The following is a 17159-nucleotide window of genomic DNA, read 5'->3' as shown; positions in this document are numbered from 1 at the left end:
TTACTGCGGCCCGTGGCTGTGGGACGGCAACGTCCCGGCAGCGCTTCCGAGCAGGCTGCGGGTCAGGGTCTCGGCGTCCGCCATGAGCTCGTCCACTGCGGCATTCAGGTGGGCGTCAGCCACAGCCTCACCCGCTGCGGCAGCGGTCAACACCGCGCGTCGGACCAGCTCCCGTGCGAAGGACGCCGTGGTACCCGCGGTCCGTTCCGCGGCAGACTGCAGGGCCTCGGGACTGAAACGAGCATGCCTGCTGTAAAGCCGGAGAAGGCCGGTGCGTTCGGCGAGGGCGGGAAGGGGGATCTCCACGGCCAGGTCCACGCGGCCGGGACGCTGGGCCAGTGCCCGTTCAAGCAGGTCCGGCCGGTTCGTGGTGAGCACAAAGGCGACATCCGCGTCCTCGTCCAGCCCGTCCATGGCATCCAGTACCTCGAACAGCAGCGGCTGGGGGCCGTGGCCGAAGCTGCGGTCCTCCGCAATGAGGTCGCAGTCCTCCAGGACGACCATGGAGGGCTGCAGTGCCCTGGCTATCCGGGCCGCCTCGGAAATTCGGGCGAGTGAACCGCCCGAGAGCAGGATAGCCGTGGTGCCCGCGCCCTGGCCCAGGAGGTAACGGACGGTGTGGGTCTTGCCCGTTCCAGGCGGCCCGTAGAGCAGGACCCCGCGCTTGAGGTGCTGCCCATGTTCCCTGAGTGACTGCCGGTGGCCGGCAATGCCGACCACATGGCCGGCCACCTTCTGCAGCAGCCCGGACGGAAGGACCACCTCCTGTTCCTTGAGCCGGGGCCTGTGGTGGAAGGTCACCCCGCCGCTGCTGGGTCCGTACTCGCCCATGGTCAATGAAATGACCTGGCCCTGGAGGACGCTCTGGCTGTCCATTCGCCGGCGGTACTCCGCCAGGAACGCGGCGCCGGTCTCCGCGGTTCCAGCCACCAGCTCAAGTACCGCGGACTGCCGCCCGGAGCGCGGGTCCGCGGCCCGCTGCAGGACCGCAAGGCTGCCGCCGTCGTACGAAAAAAGCCGCAACCCGAATGCCACGGCCTGGCGCAGCGTGCCAGGGCCCACTGCCATGTTCACGAAGTCCGGCTGGGCGAGCGGAAACTGGGGGAAAAGCTGCGACTGCTGCACCATGTCGCTGAGGGATGCATGGTGGCGCTGGCCTCCGCCGCCGATGCCCACCAGCCTGCCTTGGGGATCCGTGGCGGTGAGTTCAGCCAGGACGATGTCCGCATCCACGAACCGGTGCGGCGGAATCTGTTCTTCCACCACGGCGAGTTTTTCGGCCGGCAGGCCCAGATGCTCCGTCAGCGCGTCAAGCAGTTGCGTACCCGCTGTTGCCTTATGGTTGCCAGCCTGTGCCAGCTGCACAAGTGCAGCGAAATCGTCGATGAACTTCCCCAGTTTTTCATCCATCCACAGACCCTAGCAGGGCCCAACGGGCTGCCCTCCGGCCCGGCGGGCTGCCGGGACACCGGCCGGGAACCGCCGTGCTCGTCAGGCGCCCACAGCTGTGCGATCCTGTTACGTACTTACAAACGCTCCGTTACAAAAGGCCCGCAGATGCACATCACCGCCAAAGAACTCGCTGCCCTTATCCCGTCCGGATTTACGCTCGGCGTGGCCACGGCTGCCTTCCAAATTGAGGGCGCGCTGGATGAGGACGGGCGGGGCCCGGCGGGCTGGGACGTCTTCGCGGCCAAGGACGGAGCCATCGTGGAAAACCACAGCCCCGTCATTGCCACGGACCACTACCACCGCATGCCGCAGGATGTTGCGCTCATGAAGCAACTCGGCGTGGACTCCTACCGTTTCTCCTTCGCGTGGCCGCGCATCCAGCCGACCGGGCGCGGGCCGGCCAACCGCGCCGGCCTGGCCTTCTACGATAGGCTCCTGGACGAGCTGCTGGCCAACGGCATTTCCCCCATGGCCACGATCTACCACTGGGACACCCCGCTGACGCTGGACGAAGCCGGCGGCTGGATGAACCGGGACACCGCCTACCGGCTGGGCGAATACGCTGCCATCCTCGCGGAGGAATTCGGCGACAGGGTGGCGCGCTGGGTGACCATCAACGAACCTGCCACGGTCAGCACCAACGGCTACACGCTCGGCCTGCACTCACCCGGCAAGGAACTGATGCTGGGGGCATTCCCGACGGTGCACCACCAGCTGCTGGGGCACGGCCTCGCCGTCCAGGCCCTGCGCGCCGCCAAGGTGCCGGGGGAGATCGGCATGACCAACGTCTACTCGCCCATGGTGCCCAATTCCATCAACCCGCTGGACAGGATCAGCGCCGGGCTGATGGACCTGGCCCAGAACCGGCTCTATGCGGACCCCGTGCTGACCGGCAAATACCCGGACCTGATCCGGGCGGCCAAGTTCTTCAGCTCCTTCGAGCACCCGGACGAGGATATGGAACTGATCTCCCAGCCGCTGGACTTCTACGGGCTCAACTACTACATGCCCACCAAAGTGGCGGTAGGGCCGGGCGGCGGAGCAGTGCCCGCCAGCATGGCCGAAGCCATGGGCAGCGACCTGAGCGCGGCCGGTAACGGTGGAACACCGTTCCACGTCGAGACCTGGCCCGAGGCGGACATCACCGCCTACGGCTGGCCGGTGAAGCCGGAGTACATGGCCGTGGCCCTGAAGGAGATGGGCGAACGATACCCCAACCTTCCGCCGGTCATACTCACGGAGGGCGGTGCCAGCTTCGAGGACATCATCGTCCGGGACAAGTCCACCAACACCAGGTTCATCCCGGACGAGCGGCGGCTCAAGTACCTCTCGGACCACCTCGAGGCCGCCCTGAAAGCTACCGCCCCGGGCGGGGATGCCGCATCGGTTGACCTTCGGGGCTACTACGTGTGGTCGCTCCTGGACAACTTCGAATGGTCCGCCGGGTACAACCAGCCCTTCGGCCTCCTGCACGTGGACTTCGAAACACTGGAACGGACGCCAAAAGCCTCCTACTTCTGGCTCCAGGAGCTCATCGAGGAGCGTGACCTGGCTGCCGCGGCAGGCACAGCCATCGCAGGCGCCATGGCGGGTGACACCCTGGACGTCGAGGTCATGGGCGCCGGGGCGATGGGCAGTGATGTGCCCGACGACGACGTTCCCGCCCTGGGTGCCAGCGCCTAGAGCAGGTCCAGGGCCGTGAGCTGCTTGGCGATGCCGGCGCCGTCCGGGGAGTAGATCCACGGCACCTGCGACGCGGTATGGTCCCCGTCCTCGGAGTGGCCACCGGCGAACACCGATTCGCTGACGGACAGCTGGCGGATGGCGATCGCGGCTACCTTGTCCGGGTGCTCCTGCGAGAAGCCGGAATAGATGGCTTCGTCATGCTGGCCGTTGTCACCGATGAGGAGCCACTGCATGTCCGGGAATTCCTTGGCGAGCCGCTCCAGGTTCCGGTGTTTGTGGTCCTGGCCGCTGCGGAACCACCGGTCCTGCGTGAGGCCCCAGTCGGTCAGCAGCAGCGCCCCGGACGGATACATGTTGCGGGTCAGGAAGCGTGCCAGCGTGGGCGCGGCGTTCCAGGGTCCCGTGGAAAGGTAGATCACCGGCGCGTCCGGATGCTCCACCGTGAGCCGGTCCAGCAGGACAGCCATGCCGGGTGTTGCCATGCGTGCCCGCTCGCTCAACACGAAGGTGTTCCACAGGGCCAGGAACGGCCGGGGCAGGGCAGTCACCATGACGGTGTCATCGATATCTGACACGATCCCGAACTTCACGTCCGGCGCGATGACCCGGATCCTGGCCTCGACGGGCTCCGTGCCCTCGGCGCGCAGCACCGCGGTATGCCAGCCGGGCTCCAGCTGGACGCTGACTTCCGTATCGATCAGCCCGCCCCTGTCCGCCCGGACATGGGTGACAACATCGCCGATGGTGATCTCGACGTCGGTGAACTGCAAAGGAACGCTGGTGAAGGCCCGCCAGCCGCGCACGTTCTGGTTGCCGTTCTGCGCTGCGTGCTCCGCCTTGCTTCCGGGCATCGGCTTCTGGGTCAGCAGGACCCGTCCCAGGACGCGCACCAGGCTGGTTGATCCGTAGCCCTGGTACGCGATGGTCTGCGGCACGAACTTCCAGCGCTTGGCCAGCTGGATGCGCACACCGTTGACGCCGTCGGAAATCCGGTGGGCAAGCTTGAAAACCGTGTTGCCCGAAAGGCCGGACTTCCTGTCCGGGTCCGGCGGTGTTGCTGCGTTCTGGGGCGGGGTCTGGGGGGCCGTGTCCATGGGACCACTCTGCCACAGGCTGAAGCGCGCCGAGCTACCCTGGTCCTTGCCGTTCCTCCATGACGTCACCCTTCCCCCAGGATCCAGCGCAGGGTCTCGGCGTTGCGCACTGCGTTGCCGCCGCCGTCGTTATTGAAATAGGCGTAGACGTCCAGGCCGCTGCCCGACCACTCGCGGATCCGGTCGGCCCACCAGTGAAGGTCGGCGTCCGAATAGGAGCCTGCGTAGAGGTGCTGGTGGTCGGGGCCGTGCAGCCGCACATACGTGAACGGTGCAGTAGTGCGCAGGATGCAGGGGAGGTTGGCGCCGCTCATGATGCAGTAGGCGGCCTGGTGCCGCTCCAGCAGAGCGTAGACGTCGTCGCAGTCCCAGCTGGGATGCCGGAACTCCACAGCCACCCGGATCCATCCCGGAATCCTGGCCAGGAAGTAGTCCAGCCGGGCGTCGTCGCGTTCCATCCCGGGCGGCAGCTGCACCAGGAGGACTGCCCGCTTATCGCCGAGCTCGTGCCAGCACCGCTGAATCCGTTCCACCCATATCTCCGGCTGGTAAAGCTTCCGGGCGTGGGTCAGTCCGCGGGGAGCCTTGACCGACATGCTGAAGCCCGCAGGCAAACGCCGGTTCCAGCCCGCAAACGTGGTGTCCCGGGGCCACCGGTAGAAGCTGGCATTAAGCTCAACGGTGCTGAACCGGGCAACGTAATGCTTGAGCCGGTCCCTCGCCGGGAGCCCCGGCGGATAGAGGACGTTCTCCCAATGGTCGTAGCTCCAGCCGGAGGTGCCGATGTGGACTGCCATGACTGCAGGCTACATCGAATCGTGCCCATCACCACGGGGCGGACTGTGGCAGTGTAAGCACATGGCGCGCATCGAGGATTATGCAGTTGTTGGCGACCTTCAAACGGGGGCCTTGATCAGCAAGGAAGGCTCCATCGACTGGCTGTGCCTGCCACGGTTCGATTCCCCGGCATGCTTCAATTCCCTGCTGGACAGTCCTGACGCGGGGCGCTGGCTGCTGGCGCCGGAGGGTGGCGGCCCCTGCACCCGCCGGGGTTACCGGGACGGCACCCTGGTGCTGGAGACGGAGTGGGAAACACCTGAAGGAACGGTGCGCGTCATCGACTTCATGCCGCCCCGCGACTCCGTGGCGGACATCGTCCGCATTGTGGTGGGCGTCAGCGGAACCGTGCGGATGCACAGCGAGCTGGTGCTCCGCTTCGACTATGGCCACATCATCCCCTGGGTCCGCAGTGACAACCTGGGCCTGCACGCCATCGCCGGCCCCGACGCCGTCTACCTGGTGACACCGGCACCCCTCCGCGGCGAGAACATGCACACCCTCAGCGACTTCACCGTCAGCGCGGGGGAGCGCGTCCCGTTTGTCCTCACCTGGGCGCCAAGCCACGTGGGCCGGCCGCACAGCGTGGACGCTGAAGAAGTCCTGGGCACCACCTCCGCCTTTTGGCGCGGCTGGGCATCCCAGTGCACCGTCAAGGGGAAGTACCAGGACGCGGTGATGCGGTCCCTGGTGACCCTGAAGGCACTGACCTACGCCCCCACCGGCGGCATCGTGGCAGCCGTGACCACGTCCCTTCCCGAGCAGCTGGGCGGTCCGCGCAACTGGGACTACCGGTACTGCTGGCTGCGGGACGCCACCATGACGCTGCAGGCCCTCATGGCAGCCGGCTACACGGCCGAGGCGGCGGCCTGGCGGGACTGGCTGCTCCGCGCGGTGGCCGGCGACCCCGCCGACCTGCAGATCATGTACGGCATCCACGGCGAGCGCCGCCTGCCGGAGATGGAACTGCCGTGGCTGAAGGGCTACGAGAACTCTTCCCCGGTGCGCATCGGCAACGGAGCAGCCGAGCAGCTGCAGCTCGACGTATGGGGCGAGGTGCTGGACTGCCTCGCCCTGACCCGGAACTCCCTGCTGACGCATCCGGATGAATCATGGGACGTCCAGCTTTCCCTGATGGAGCACCTCGAGAAGATCTGGGACCAGCCGGACAACGGGCTGTGGGAGATGCGCGGGCCCCGCCGCCATTTCACGCACTCGAAGGTGATGGCCTGGGTAGCCGCGGACCGGATGGTCAAAGGCGTGCGCGAGTCCGGGCTGCCGGGACCGGTGGAGCGGTGGGAGCGGCTGCGGGACACCATCCACCGGGACGTTATGGCCAACGGGTTTGACGCCGCCCGCAACACGTTCGTCCAGTCCTACGGCCGGCCGGAGCTCGATGCCAGCCTCCTCCTGATCCCGCGCGTCGGCTTCCTGCCTCCGGACGATCCGCGGGTGATCGGGACCATCGACGCCATCCAGCGCGATCTCACCGAGGACGGGTTCGTCCTCCGCTACCGTCCTGAAGAGAGCGACGACGGCCTGCCGGGGGACGAGGGCGTCTTCCTCGCCTGCTCCTTCTGGCTGGTGGAGGCGCTCCTGGGTGCGGGCCGGCACCAGGAATCACGGGACCTCTTCGAGCGGCTGCTGGAACTGCGGAACGACGTGGGGCTGCTGAGCGAGGAATGGGCGGTGAAGGCCGGCCGGCAGCTGGGCAATACCCCGCAGGCCTTCAGCCACTTCGCGCTTGTGACTAGCGCCCTGGAGCTGCATCAGGATACGGTTCGGCGAAGTGACACCCCCATTCCGCCGGAGACGGCGGGACGTGCTGAGGCGGCGCGGCCAGGGGTGGCTTCTCCTTCGCAGAATAGATAAGTATACTTACTAACACCTCAGTGCTCCTGACAAAGCACAACGCGGTGACTGATGGAGGAGTGATACGAATGGCCGGGTATTTTGAGCTCGTGGATGCGCCTGACGGCGGCTACAGGGTGCGGATGCTGGATGGAGCCGGGAGCCTCATGGCCATCTCGGTCACCTTCCCCACGAAAAGGGCTGCTGTTGCCGGCGTGGCGATGGCACGGGAAATTGCAGGGACCGGGCTGATCAGGGACAAGAGCCACGACGGCGCAGGCACGGTCCTCCGGGAACGCGTCCGCCCCGTAAGTTCTGCCAAGGAAGACGCGGCCCGCCAGAAGAAGGCGCCGGCTGCAAAGCGGGCAGCGGTCAGCTGATGGCGCCCCAAGGCCCTGTACCCCCTGGCGGACGACGCCGGGGGGTTCTTTTTGACGTTGACGGCACCCTCATCGACTCGTCCTACATCCACACGGTCGCCTGGTGGGGAGCCTTCCGGCAGCAGGGCTACGACATTCCGATGGCCGCCATCCACCATCATGTGGGCATGGGCGGCGACCGCCTGGTGGACAGCCTCCTGCCCGAGGGCCGCGACCGGTCCCTCGATCCGGAGGTCATGGCCAGCCACGGGGCGCTGTACGCCTCCCACTGGCCGTCGCTGCGGGCCTTTGACGGGGCAAGGGACCTGCTGGCCCGGTGCCATGCCGGAGGCCTGGCCGTTGCGCTGGCCTCCTCGGCGCGCAGGAAAGACCTGGACGTGATGAAGTCCATCCTGGACGCCGACGCCTTTATCGACGGCGCCACCAGCGCCAACGACGCAAAGAACAGCAAGCCCGCCCCGGACATCCTCGTGGCCGCACTCGAGGCCATCGGCGTCCAGGCCGCCGACGCCGTCTACATCGGGGACGCCGTGTGGGACATGAAGGCCGCGGCAGCCCTGGGAATCCCGGCGATTGCCGTGACATGCGGGGGAACGGGCGCGGGTGAACTCCGCGAGGCGGGCGCTGTGGAGGTCTACGAAGGGCCGCGGGACCTCCTGCGGAACCTGTCCTCAAGCGTCCTTGGCCGGCTGCTCGCCAGTACGGAAGGGCCGCGCTGAGGCGCGTGGCAGGGTGGCCTGGCTGGGGCGTTTGCCGTTCGGCCGGCCAGCCGGTTCAGACGCTTTGGCCGCCGGTGACGGCATCCTCGTCGCCCGCGTTAGCGGGTTTGTTCCACACCACCGCCACCCTGACTGAACCGTCATCGCTCCGCTCGATGTCCGTGCTCACTTCCGCCATGTTGGCACCCATCTCCATGATCCTGGTGCGGTAGGTGCCCACGAGTTCCTCCAGGCTCTCTTCCGTCCATTCGCCTGGCCGTATGCGGGTGGAGATCTCAACCGGTTCCGGCTGGTAGAGCGTCATGGCGTTCCTCTTTCGCGCGTGTCCTGGGATCTGGCCCTTCCTACGCTAGAAGCCCCGGGGTCCCGCGACAAGACTTTAGTCAGCTTACTTACTTTTTTCTGCCGGAACCGATACCGTCGGTTGATGGGCTCCGCCCGGACTGAAGGCAAAACCTGCGGAAAGGCGAATCGTGAAAGCACTGACCTGGCAAGGAAAACGCTCGGTAAGCGTGGCAGAAGTACCCGACCCCGTCATCCAGGATCCGACGGACGCCATTGTGCGGATCACGTCGACGGCGATCTGCGGCTCGGACCTGCACCTGTACGAGGTGCTCGGCGCGTACATGCACAAGGGCGACGTCATGGGCCATGAGCCGATGGGCATCGTCGAGGAGGTGGGCAGCGCCGTCACCAACCTCCGCAAGGGCGACCGCGTGGTGATACCTTTCAACATCTCCTGCGGCCACTGCTTCATGTGTGCCCAAGGACTGCAGTCGCAGTGTGAAACCACTCAGGTCAGGAGCAAGGGTTCCGGCGCCGCGCTTTTCGGCTTCTCCGAACTTTACGGCTCGGTTCCGGGCGGGCAGGCGGAGTACCTGCGTGTGCCCCACGCGGACTACGGGCCGGTGAAGGTGGGCAGCGAACTTCCGGATGACAGGTACTTGTTCCTTTCCGACATCCTTCCCACCGCCTGGCAGGGCGTCGAATACGCGGACGTCCCGCCCGGAGGTACCCTCGCGGTCTTTGGGCTCGGGCCCGTGGGACAGTTCGCGAGCCGTATCGGCGTGCAGCGCGGGCTTAGGGTCGTCGGCGTGGATCCGGTCCCCGAGCGCCGCGCGATGGCGGAGCGGCACGGCGTGGAAACCCTCGACTACGGCAAGGACGTGGCGGACCAGTTGCGGGAGATGACCGCCGGGCGGGGACCGGACGCGGTCATTGACGCCGTCGGGATGGAAGCCCACGGTTCCCCTGTTGCGGGTTTCGCCCACCAGGCGCTCGCACTGCTGCCCGACAAGCTCGCCCAGAAGGCGATGGAAACTGCCGGCGTGGACCGCCTGGCCGTGCTCCACACCTCGATCGACGCAGTACGGCGCGGCGGCACGCTGTCCCTGAGCGGCGTGTACGGCGGCCAGGCCAGCCCCATGCCCCTGCTGACCATGTTCGACAAGCAGATCCAGGTCCGGATGGGCCAGTGCAACGTCCGGCGCTGGACCGATGACATCCTGCCCCTGGTGGAGGACGACGCCGATCCGCTGGGTGTGATGGACCTGGTCACCCACCGCTCGGGGCTGGAAGGGGCGCCTGCCCTGTACGAAAAGTTCCAGAAGAAAGAGGACGGCTGCATCAAGGTGGTCCTGAACCCGGGGGCCTGACCCCGCACGAAGCTCGACAGGAAGCCCTCAGCACAGGCTGTTGAGGGCTTCCTGTGCCACGTCCTGCATCTCATGGATCAGCGGGTGGGCCTCAAGGGTGGGCGGTGCCGGAGGGTAGGCGAGGGACATTGCCAGCTGGATCCTGCCGTCCTCGCTGGTCATGGCGATCATTCCGTATCCGTCGGTGTCACCGGGCAGGCCGTAGTAGAAGCGGTTGTTGCAGGTGTTGTTCCAGCGCCGCAGGGCAAAGCCGTAGTACTGCGAGTAGCCGCCCTTCATGGCCGTCACGCTGTCCGGGGGCAGCAGCCTGCCCTGCAGCAGCGCGGCGTAGAACGTGTTCACTTCTTCCACAGTTGAGAGGGCCCCGGTGGAGGCCGATTCCGCCTGCCAGGCCGGCATGCTGGCATCCGTGCGCCTGCCCTCCAGGGTGATGTACCCGTGGACCATGCCGGTGGGCGGGGGGCCGCCCATCCGGGTCGCCTCCAGGCGCAGGGGGCGGGCGATGTCCTCAGCCAGGACCTCATCGATACCCCGGCCGCGGAGCCGTTCAACAATGAGGGCAAGCGCCGCGTAGTTCGAACGGGAGTAGTCGAAGATCCGTGCCAGCCGGCCGTCCCACGGCTCGGTGGCCGCCAGGGCCAGCTGCTGTTCGAGGCTGAGCGGCCGGTTCATCGTTTCTGCCCAGCTTCCGGACGCCAGCAGGGGGACGGAAAAATCGGGGATCCCGGATTCGTGGGTCAGGAGCTGCCGCACGCTCACAGGGCCGGGCGGATGGAGGACGCTGCCGAACTCGGGCAGGTAGCGGCTGGCCTGGCTGTCCAGGTCCAGCCTGCCCTCCGCCGCAAGTTTCATCACCGAGACGGCGATCAGGGATTCGGTAATGCCGCCCACACGGACGGTATCGGATACCGTGGCGGGCTCGGCCGAGTCCAGGCTCCGCACTCCGGCGGCGTGGCTCCAGGTGCCGGTTCCGGTCCTGACGGCGATCAGGACGGCGGGGGCGCCCTCCGCAAGCATCCGGGCGCTGAAGGCCTCCAGCAGCGCAAAGGCGGCGGGCGGCTCCGGCTTCGGGGGATCGGGTTCCCGGATGCAGCCGGCAGAGGCTCCCGCCAGCAGGGCCACGCACAGGGCTGCCGCCGTGCGCTTCCACCCGCGGACCCGGATTGTGCCCATGCCACCATTTTTCCCCCAACCAGGCAGCAGCACATGTCCTTTTGGTGGCCCACTACGGCATGTGCTGCTACGTGGCTGGGAAGAGGGTCAGGTGAGGCGGACCTGCCGGTTCATGTCCTTGTAGAGCAGGTAGCGGAACTCGCCCGGCCCGCCGGCATAGCAGGCCTGCGGGCAGAAGGCGCGCAGCCACATGAAGTCGCCTGCCTCCACCTCCACCCAGTCGTTGTTCAGCAGGTACATGGCCTTGCCCTCGAGGACGTAGAGGCCGTGTTCCATGACGTGGGTTTCGGGGAACGGGATGACGCCGCCGGGCTGGAACGTCACGATGTTCACCTGCATGTCGTGGGCGAGGTCGCTGGAATCCGTGAAGCGGGTGGTCTTCCAGGCGCCGTCGGTGTCCGGCATCGCCGTCGGCTCTACGTCCTTTTCGTTGGTGACGAAGGACTTGGCCTCGTAGCCCTCAAGGCGTTCGTAGGCCTTGCGGATCCAGTGGAAGGACACAACGTCGTCGGATACGTTCTCCAGGCCCCACTCCGAACCGGCCGCCAGGTAGGCGTAGCCGCCTTCCTCCAGCTGGTGCAGTTCACCGTCGAGGGTGAGGCTGACCTTGCCGCGGGTCACGAAGATGACGCCTTCCACCCCGGCCTCGAACTCGGCCTTGGGGGCGCCGCCGCCCGGGCCGATCTCCACGATGAGCTGCGAGAACGTGGTGGCGAAGCCGGAGATGGGGCGGGCGATGATCCAGGACCGGGTGTTCGAGAAACCGGGCAGGTTGGACGTGACGATGTCCGTCATGACGCCCTTCGGGATTACCGTGTACGCCTCGGTCACGATGGCGCGCTCGGTGGTCAGGTGGGTCTGCGGCGGCAGTCCGCCGGTGGGGGAATAGTACTTGCCCATGAAAATTGATCCTTACCTAGGAGTTGGACGTGGTGGCGAGCCGCGGGTGCGCCAGCACTGTGAGCTGCGGAATTCCGACGCCGGCCAGCGCCTGGACTTCCTCGGCACCGACGGCGCCGCACTGGACGCCGCGGAGGACGAAGGCGGCCAGGGCGCGGGCCGTGGCGGGTTCATCCATGACGCCGCCTTCGGTCTGTTCCACGTAGTTCCGCAGCCGGGCCGCGGCAGCGGGGAGTCCTTGCCGGTAGAAGGCATAGGTGGCGGCGAACCGGCTGGGCAGCTGGGCCGGGTGCAGGTCCCAGCCCTGGTAGAAGCCGCGTTCCAGCGACCGCCGGACCAGGCGGCCGTGCAGCTGCCAGGCGTTTTCCACGTTGTCGCCCACGGGGATGATGTTGGTGGACCCGTCCGAGAGACGGATGCCGGTGCCGGCCACTGCCAGCTGCATGACTTCCTTGGCGAAGTCCGCCACCGGGTGCTCCATGGACTGGTACTCGGCAGAGATCTGCAGGGAGGCGGAATAGTCGTAGGTTCCGTAGTGCAGGCCGCTGATCCGGCCGGGGACGGCGTGCGGCAACTGCGCCACCGGAGAGGTGCCGTCCGGACCCAGGATGAGCTGCGGGGTTTCCACCTGGACCTCGAAGCGGAGTCGGCCGGCGGGGAGGGAGTGGACCTCTTCCAGCCGGGACACGGCATAGTCCATGGCCTGGACCTGGGCCACGGTGGTGACCTTGGGCAGGGTCAGGACCAGTCCCTCGGGAAGTTCGCCAGCCGCTGCGAGCCCGGAGACAAAGAGGTCCAGCGTCCGGAGCCCGCGGGCCCTCGTGGGCGCCTCGAAGCACTTGAACCGGATGCCGAAGAACGGGGGAGCGGACCCGGCCGCGACGGCGGCGGCCACCGCTGCTGCTGCAGCCACGGCGGCGGCGTCCTCGGCGTCGTCGCCCCTGTCCCCGAACCCGTCCTCGAAATCGAGCCGCAGGTCCTCGACCGGCTCACTGTCCAGCTTCGCTTCCACGCGGGCCGCGACGGCCCCAGCCAGCGCGTCATCCTGGCCCAGCAGCGTGCCCAGGCGTTCCAGCCCGCCGTGGCCGGCCGCCGTCGCCATCGCCTGCGCGCCCCAGTCAGCTGCGAACGACGGCGTAAACCGGTCTGCGGGGACGTACACGGTGTGGACGGGCTGGCGGGAGCCGTCGTCGCCCGGGTAGTTCCGCTCCAGCAGGCGGTCCGTCGCGGCGAGCTGCGCGTCGATGGCCGCCAGGTCGCCCACTGACAAGGACGGTTTGGGTGTTTCCGCCATGCCTCAGCCCACCAGTTCGTAGGCCGGGGTGGTGAGGAAGTCCGTGTAGTCCTCCGAGAGGCAGATGTCGGCGATCAGTTCGCTGGCGGGCTGGTAGTAGCGGCGGAAGGCTTCGTCGCCGAATTCGGTCCGCAGCCGCTCGGTTTCTTCGCCCAGGATCCGTTCCACCAGCTCACGGGTCACGGTGTTGCCCGTGTCCGCCAGGACGGACTTGTTGCGGATCTGCTGCCAGACCTGTGAGCGGGAGATTTCCGCCGTGGCAGCATCCTCCATGAGGTTGTGGATGGCAACCGCGCCGTTTCCGGACAGCCATACCGCGGTGTAGGCCACGGCGACATACAGGTTCAGGCGCAGTCCGGACTCCGTCACCTGGCCCTCGGCGGACGAAACGTCCAGCAGCTGCTCCGCTGTGACGTTGACCTCCGGCCGCTGCTTGTCCAGCTGGTTGGGCCTGCTGCCCAGGACGGAGTCGAAGACCTCGCGGCAGGTGGGCACCAGGTCGGGGTGGGCAACCCAGGAGCCGTCGAAGCCGTCGTTGGCCTCACGCGTCTTGTCCGCGCGGACCTTGGCGAAGGCAGCCTCGGTCACCTCAGGGTGGCGGCGGTTGGGGATGACGGCGGCCATGCCGCCCATCGCGAAGGCCCCGCGCTTGTGGCAGGTCTTGACCAGCAGTTCGGTGTAGGCGCGCATGAACGGTGCCGTCATGGCCACCGAGGCGCGGTCCGGCAGCACAAACTCCTCGCCGGCGTCCCGGAAGTACTTGATGATGCTGAACAGGTAGTCCCAGCGGCCTGCATTCAGGCCGGAAGCGTGGTCCCGCAGTTCGTAGAGGATCTCGTCCATCTCGAACGCGGCCGGGATGGTCTCGATCAGCACGGTGGCGCGGACGGTCCCCTGGCCCAGGCCCAGGTAGTCCTGCGCGAAGACAAAGACGTCATTCCACAGCCGCGCCTCAAGGTGGCTTTCCATCTTGGGCAGGTAGTAGTACGGTCCCTGGCCGTTGAGGACCAGCTGCTTGGCCACGTGGAAGAAGTGCAGGCCAAAGTCCACCAGGGCGCCCACCGTGGGTTCACCGTTGATGAGCAGGTGCTTTTCGGGCATGTGCCAGCCGCGGGGGCGGGCCACCACGACGGCGAGCGGCGCGTCCGTGCGGAGCCTGTACTCTTTGCCCTCGTCCGAGGTGTAGCTCAGGGTGCCCTGGGCGGCGTCGCGGAGGTTGAGGATGGCGTCGATGACGTTGCCCCAGGTGGGGGTGCTGGCATCCTCGAGGTCCGCGAGCCACACCTTGGCGCCGGAGTTCAGGGCATTGATGGCCATCTTCGCCGGGGAGGCGGGCCCGGTCATTTCGACCCGGCGGTCCTGCAGCGGTGCGGGGGCGGGCGCAACTTTCCAGTCGCCGTCGCGCACGTCCTGCGTCTCCGGCAGGAAGTCCAGCTTTCCGGTCTCGGCCACCCGCTGGCGCTTGGCGGCCCTGGCCGCCAGGAGCTCGTTGCGGGTGCCGGCGAAGCGGGAGTGAAGCTCCTCGATGAATGCCAGCGCCTTGGGGGTGAGGATCTCCTCCGCGCGGTCGATCGGCCGGGGATCTGTGACAGTGATGGCCATTTCTGGTCCTTTCCTTGTGGCTTGCAGTCAGGCAGTGAATCAGGCGCTGGCCAGGGCGGCTTCGGGAGCCGGGGCTGCTTCGGCGGGGGCCGCGGTGGCCACGTTCGCTGCGTGGGCGGCCGCGGCAACAGCTGAGGCAACATCGGCGGCAACATGGGGATCGAAGACGCTGGGGATAATGTAGCTGGCATTGAGCTCTTCGTCAGCTACCCGGTTGGCAATGGCGTCCGCGGCGGCCACCAGCATCTCCGGCGTGATGTCCGAGGCTCCGGCGTCCAGCAGCCCCCGGAAGAAGCCGGGGAATGCCAGCACGTTGTTGATCTGGTTGGGGAAGTCGCTGCGTCCTGTGGCCACCACGGCGGCGTGCTTCGCCGCGAGCACCGGATCGATCTCCGGCGTCGGGTTGGCCATGGCAAACACGATCGCGTCGTCCGCCATCGCGGCGACCTGCTCCTCACCGATCACGTGCGGGGCGCTGACGCCGATGAACACGTCCGCACCCACGAGGGCCTCGTGCAGGGTGCCGTCGAAGCCTTCCTGGTTGGTGTTCGCGGCGATCCAGCTGCGGTGCTCGTCCCCATACTCCTGGCCCGAGTGGATGGCACCGGAGCGGCCCGCTGCAATGATGTGCTGCGCGCCCTGGGCCTTGAGGAGCTGGATGATGGCGGAGCCGGCTGCGCCCACGCCGGAGACCACAATGCGGACCTCGGAGAGCTTCTTGCCCACCACGCGGAGTGCATTGACAAGGGCGGCAAGGGTGACGATCGCGGTGCCGTGCTGGTCGTCGTGGAACACCGGGATGTCCAGTTCCTCGCGGAGGCGGTTCTCGATTTCGAAGCAGCGCGGGGCCGCGATGTCCTCGAGGTTCACGCCGCCGTAGACGGGGGCCAGGGCCTTGACGATGCTGATGATTTCCTCGGTGTCCTGGGTGTCCAGGCAGACCGGCCAGGCATCCACGTTGGCGAACTGCTTGAACAGCGCGGCCTTGCCCTCCATGACGGGCAGGGCGGCTGCCGGGCCGATGTTGCCCAGGCCCAGGACGGCCGAGCCGTCCGTGACAACCGCGATGGTGTTGCGCTTGACCGTCAGGTTGCGGGCCGCCGCGGGGTCCTCGGCAATGGCGAGGCAGACGCGGGCGACGCCGGGCGTATAGGCGCGGGAGAGGTCGTCACGGTTGCGCAGGGCCACCTTGGGGACAACTTCGAGCTTGCCGCCCAGGTGCATCAGGAAGGTGCGGTCCGAGACGTGCTGGACCGTGACGCCGTCGAGCGCGTTGAGGGCGTCCTTGACGCGGCCTGCGTGCTCATCGTCGGTGGTGTTGCAGGTGACGTCCACAACCAGGGTCTCGTGGTGGGACTCGCTGACGTCCAGGGCAGTGATGGCAGCGCCGGCTGCACCCACTGCCGCAGCGAGCTCGCTGGTGGCGCTGAAGCTTGACGGCGCTTCCACGCGCAGGGTGATGGAATTTCCGGGGCTCGGGTTCGCCATTGAATGTCCTCCTGTTGGGCCCAGTGGGCTGCTGTTCCATATCCGAATGTTTTCGTATTATGGATATTATTATCTACTTTGTGGAAACACAAGCCCACAGCGCCCTTCATCGCGCCTGCAGGGGTTGTGCTGTATCTTGGGACTTCTAGGGCAATTCTTTTCACGATGCGGATAAGACTTGTCGGAATCCGAGTCCACAGGAGCCTGGCCATGGCTGAAAAAGCCGCAGGAGGCGTGCAGTCCGTTGAACGCGTCTTCGAACTGCTCGAACTGATCACTGATGCCGGCGGCGACGTTACCCTCAGCGAGTTGTCGTCATCCACCGACCTGCCGCTGCCCACCATCCACCGCCTGCTGCGCACCCTGGTATCGCTTGGCTATATCCGCCAGCTGCCCAACCGGCGCTACGCCCTGGGCCCGCGGCTGATCCGGCTGGGCGAAGGAGCCAACAAGCAGCTTGGCGCCGTGGCACGGCCGCAGCTGAAAACCCTGGTGGACCGCCTGGGGGAGACGTCCAACATGGCCGTGCTCGATTCGGACATGGTCATCTACGTTGCCCAGGTTCCCTCGCTCCACGCCATGCGCATGTTCACCGAGGTGGGCCGGCGCGCCCATACCCATGCCACCGGCGTCGGCAAGGCCATCCTGGCCCAGCTGGACGACGACGTGGTCCGCGGCATCGTCACCCGTGCCGGTATGCCCACCCCCACGCCCAAGAGCATCGGGGACATTGACGACCTCCTGGCCGACCTCAAGCTCATCCGGGAACGCGGCTACTCCATCGACGAGGAGGAGCAGGAACTGGGCGTCCGCTGCTTCGCGATGGCTGTGCCCAACGCCCCCACCCCCACCGCCATTTCGGTGTCCGGCCCCGTGTCCCGCGTGGACGAGCACTTCGCCGACAAGGCGGTGCCCGTCCTCCGCGAGGCTGCGGAAGCCATCTCCCTGGAGATGAACCGCACCTGATCCGCCCCCGCGCCGACGCCGGCGGCGGCCTGCCCTTTCCGGGACGGGCCGCCGCCGCTTTT

15 protein-coding genes are annotated in these 17159 nt (G+C 67.2%); 6 read left to right on the top strand and 9 right to left on the bottom strand.

All coding sequences use genetic code 11. The annotated features are described in order from the left end of the window. Positions 1-1410: an AAA family ATPase gene (locus HTS88_RS08370; protein ID WP_174177285.1), complete on the bottom strand. Its 1410-nt coding sequence runs from the start codon at positions 1408-1410 to the stop codon at positions 1-3. A gap of 147 nt (positions 1411-1557) precedes the next feature. Between HTS88_RS08370 and HTS88_RS08365 the strand changes: the two genes are divergently transcribed. Continuing rightward, on the top strand, positions 1558-3135 hold the full coding sequence (locus tag HTS88_RS08365; protein ID WP_174177284.1) for a glycoside hydrolase family 1 protein: 1578 nt from the start codon (positions 1558-1560) through the stop codon (positions 3133-3135). Here the strand turns inward: HTS88_RS08365 and HTS88_RS08360 are convergent. Together HTS88_RS08360 and HTS88_RS08355 are read right to left on the bottom strand one after the other, a co-directional pair. After that, positions 3132-4232, bottom strand: coding sequence for an App1 family protein phosphatidate phosphatase (locus HTS88_RS08360; RefSeq protein ID WP_174177283.1), 1101 nt, complete (start codon positions 4230-4232; stop codon positions 3132-3134). The genes HTS88_RS08365 and HTS88_RS08360 overlap by 4 nt on opposite strands. A 65-nt stretch (positions 4233-4297) precedes the next feature. Beyond that, entirely contained in the window at positions 4298-5029 is a 732-nt protein-coding gene (locus HTS88_RS08355) for a DUF72 domain-containing protein (protein WP_174177281.1), read from the bottom strand. Positions 5030-5090: 61 nt separating this feature from the next. Here HTS88_RS08355 and HTS88_RS08350 point away from each other — a divergent pair, with 61 nt between their 5' ends. The 3 genes from HTS88_RS08350 to HTS88_RS08340 all read left to right on the top strand — a co-directional run bounded on the left by HTS88_RS08350 (position 5091) and on the right by HTS88_RS08340 (position 8019). Then, complete coding sequence (locus HTS88_RS08350) at positions 5091-6941, top strand: glycoside hydrolase family 15 protein (protein ID WP_174177279.1); 1851 nt, start codon at positions 5091-5093, stop codon at positions 6939-6941. 68 nt (positions 6942-7009) lie between these two features. Then, positions 7010-7300: a hypothetical protein gene (locus tag HTS88_RS08345; protein WP_174177277.1), complete on the top strand. Its 291-nt coding sequence runs from the start codon at positions 7010-7012 to the stop codon at positions 7298-7300. Continuing rightward, a complete protein-coding gene (locus HTS88_RS08340; RefSeq protein ID WP_174177275.1) occupies positions 7300-8019 on the top strand; it encodes an HAD family hydrolase in 720 nt (239 codons plus the stop codon). The genes HTS88_RS08345 and HTS88_RS08340 overlap by 1 nt, the downstream gene beginning before the upstream one ends. Before the next feature lie 55 nt (positions 8020-8074). On the opposite strand, the gene HTS88_RS08335 is transcribed toward HTS88_RS08340, so the two are convergent. Further along, positions 8075-8323 (bottom strand): hypothetical protein, encoded by a 249-nt coding sequence (locus HTS88_RS08335; RefSeq protein WP_174177272.1) that lies wholly within the window; start codon positions 8321-8323, stop codon positions 8075-8077. Between the two features lie 169 nt (positions 8324-8492). On the opposite strand from HTS88_RS08335, the gene HTS88_RS08330 reads away from it, so the two are divergent. Continuing rightward, positions 8493-9674: a zinc-dependent alcohol dehydrogenase gene (locus HTS88_RS08330; RefSeq protein WP_174177270.1), complete on the top strand. Its 1182-nt coding sequence runs from the start codon at positions 8493-8495 to the stop codon at positions 9672-9674. 27 nt (positions 9675-9701) lie between these two features. Here HTS88_RS08330 and HTS88_RS08325 read toward each other — a convergent pair whose 3' ends face one another. The 5 genes from HTS88_RS08325 to HTS88_RS08305 all read right to left on the bottom strand — a co-directional run bounded on the left by HTS88_RS08325 (position 9702) and on the right by HTS88_RS08305 (position 16131). After that, entirely contained in the window at positions 9702-10847 is a 1146-nt protein-coding gene (locus tag HTS88_RS08325) for a serine hydrolase domain-containing protein (RefSeq protein WP_174177268.1), read from the bottom strand. An 87-nt stretch (positions 10848-10934) separates the two neighbouring features. After that, the gene (locus HTS88_RS08320) at positions 10935-11747 is read right to left on the bottom strand and encodes a bifunctional allantoicase/(S)-ureidoglycine aminohydrolase (protein WP_174177266.1); all 813 of its coding nucleotides are present in this window, start codon (positions 11745-11747) and stop codon (positions 10935-10937) included. 16 nt (positions 11748-11763) lie between these two features. After that, positions 11764-13041: a DUF6986 family protein gene (locus tag HTS88_RS08315; protein WP_174177264.1), complete on the bottom strand. Its 1278-nt coding sequence runs from the start codon at positions 13039-13041 to the stop codon at positions 11764-11766. Positions 13042-13044: 3 nt separating this feature from the next. Next, complete coding sequence (aceB, locus tag HTS88_RS08310) at positions 13045-14643, bottom strand: malate synthase A (RefSeq protein WP_174177262.1); 1599 nt, start codon at positions 14641-14643, stop codon at positions 13045-13047. A gap of 39 nt (positions 14644-14682) precedes the next feature. Next, entirely contained in the window at positions 14683-16131 is a 1449-nt protein-coding gene (locus tag HTS88_RS08305; protein ID WP_174177260.1) for an NAD-dependent malic enzyme, read from the bottom strand. A gap of 210 nt (positions 16132-16341) precedes the next feature. Between HTS88_RS08305 and HTS88_RS08300 the strand changes: the two genes are divergently transcribed. Continuing rightward, positions 16342-17097 (top strand): IclR family transcriptional regulator, encoded by a 756-nt coding sequence (locus tag HTS88_RS08300; protein ID WP_104189556.1) that lies wholly within the window; start codon positions 16342-16344, stop codon positions 17095-17097. Positions 17098-17159 lie beyond the last annotated feature (62 nt).

The organism is Pseudarthrobacter oxydans (assembly GCF_013314975.1).
In the GTDB taxonomy this organism is placed as follows: domain Bacteria; phylum Actinomycetota; class Actinomycetes; order Actinomycetales; family Micrococcaceae; genus Arthrobacter; species Arthrobacter oxydans.
This window is presented reverse-complemented; position numbering and strand designations above follow the sequence as displayed.

Coding starts and splice junctions, on each gene's coding strand:
- HTS88_RS08370 (WP_174177285.1), bottom strand. CDS start 1,410: ATGGATGAAAAACTGGGGAAGTTCATCGACGATTTCGCTGCACTTGTG.
- HTS88_RS08365 (WP_174177284.1), top strand. CDS start 1,558: ATGCACATCACCGCCAAAGAACTCGCTGCCCTTATCCCGTCCGGATTT.
- HTS88_RS08360 (WP_174177283.1), bottom strand. CDS start 4,232: ATGGACACGGCCCCCCAGACCCCGCCCCAGAACGCAGCAACACCGCCG.
- HTS88_RS08355 (WP_174177281.1), bottom strand. CDS start 5,029: ATGGCAGTCCACATCGGCACCTCCGGCTGGAGCTACGACCATTGGGAG.
- HTS88_RS08350 (WP_174177279.1), top strand. CDS start 5,091: ATGGCGCGCATCGAGGATTATGCAGTTGTTGGCGACCTTCAAACGGGG.
- HTS88_RS08345 (WP_174177277.1), top strand. CDS start 7,010: ATGGCCGGGTATTTTGAGCTCGTGGATGCGCCTGACGGCGGCTACAGG.
- HTS88_RS08340 (WP_174177275.1), top strand. CDS start 7,300: ATGGCGCCCCAAGGCCCTGTACCCCCTGGCGGACGACGCCGGGGGGTT.
- HTS88_RS08335 (WP_174177272.1), bottom strand. CDS start 8,323: ATGACGCTCTACCAGCCGGAACCGGTTGAGATCTCCACCCGCATACGG.
- HTS88_RS08325 (WP_174177268.1), bottom strand. CDS start 10,847: ATGGGCACAATCCGGGTCCGCGGGTGGAAGCGCACGGCGGCAGCCCTG.
- HTS88_RS08320 (WP_174177266.1), bottom strand. CDS start 11,747: ATGGGCAAGTACTATTCCCCCACCGGCGGACTGCCGCCGCAGACCCAC.
- HTS88_RS08315 (WP_174177264.1), bottom strand. CDS start 13,041: ATGGCGGAAACACCCAAACCGTCCTTGTCAGTGGGCGACCTGGCGGCC.
- aceB (WP_174177262.1), bottom strand. CDS start 14,643: ATGGCCATCACTGTCACAGATCCCCGGCCGATCGACCGCGCGGAGGAG.
- HTS88_RS08305 (WP_174177260.1), bottom strand. CDS start 16,131: ATGGCGAACCCGAGCCCCGGAAATTCCATCACCCTGCGCGTGGAAGCG.
- HTS88_RS08300 (WP_104189556.1), top strand. CDS start 16,342: ATGGCTGAAAAAGCCGCAGGAGGCGTGCAGTCCGTTGAACGCGTCTTC.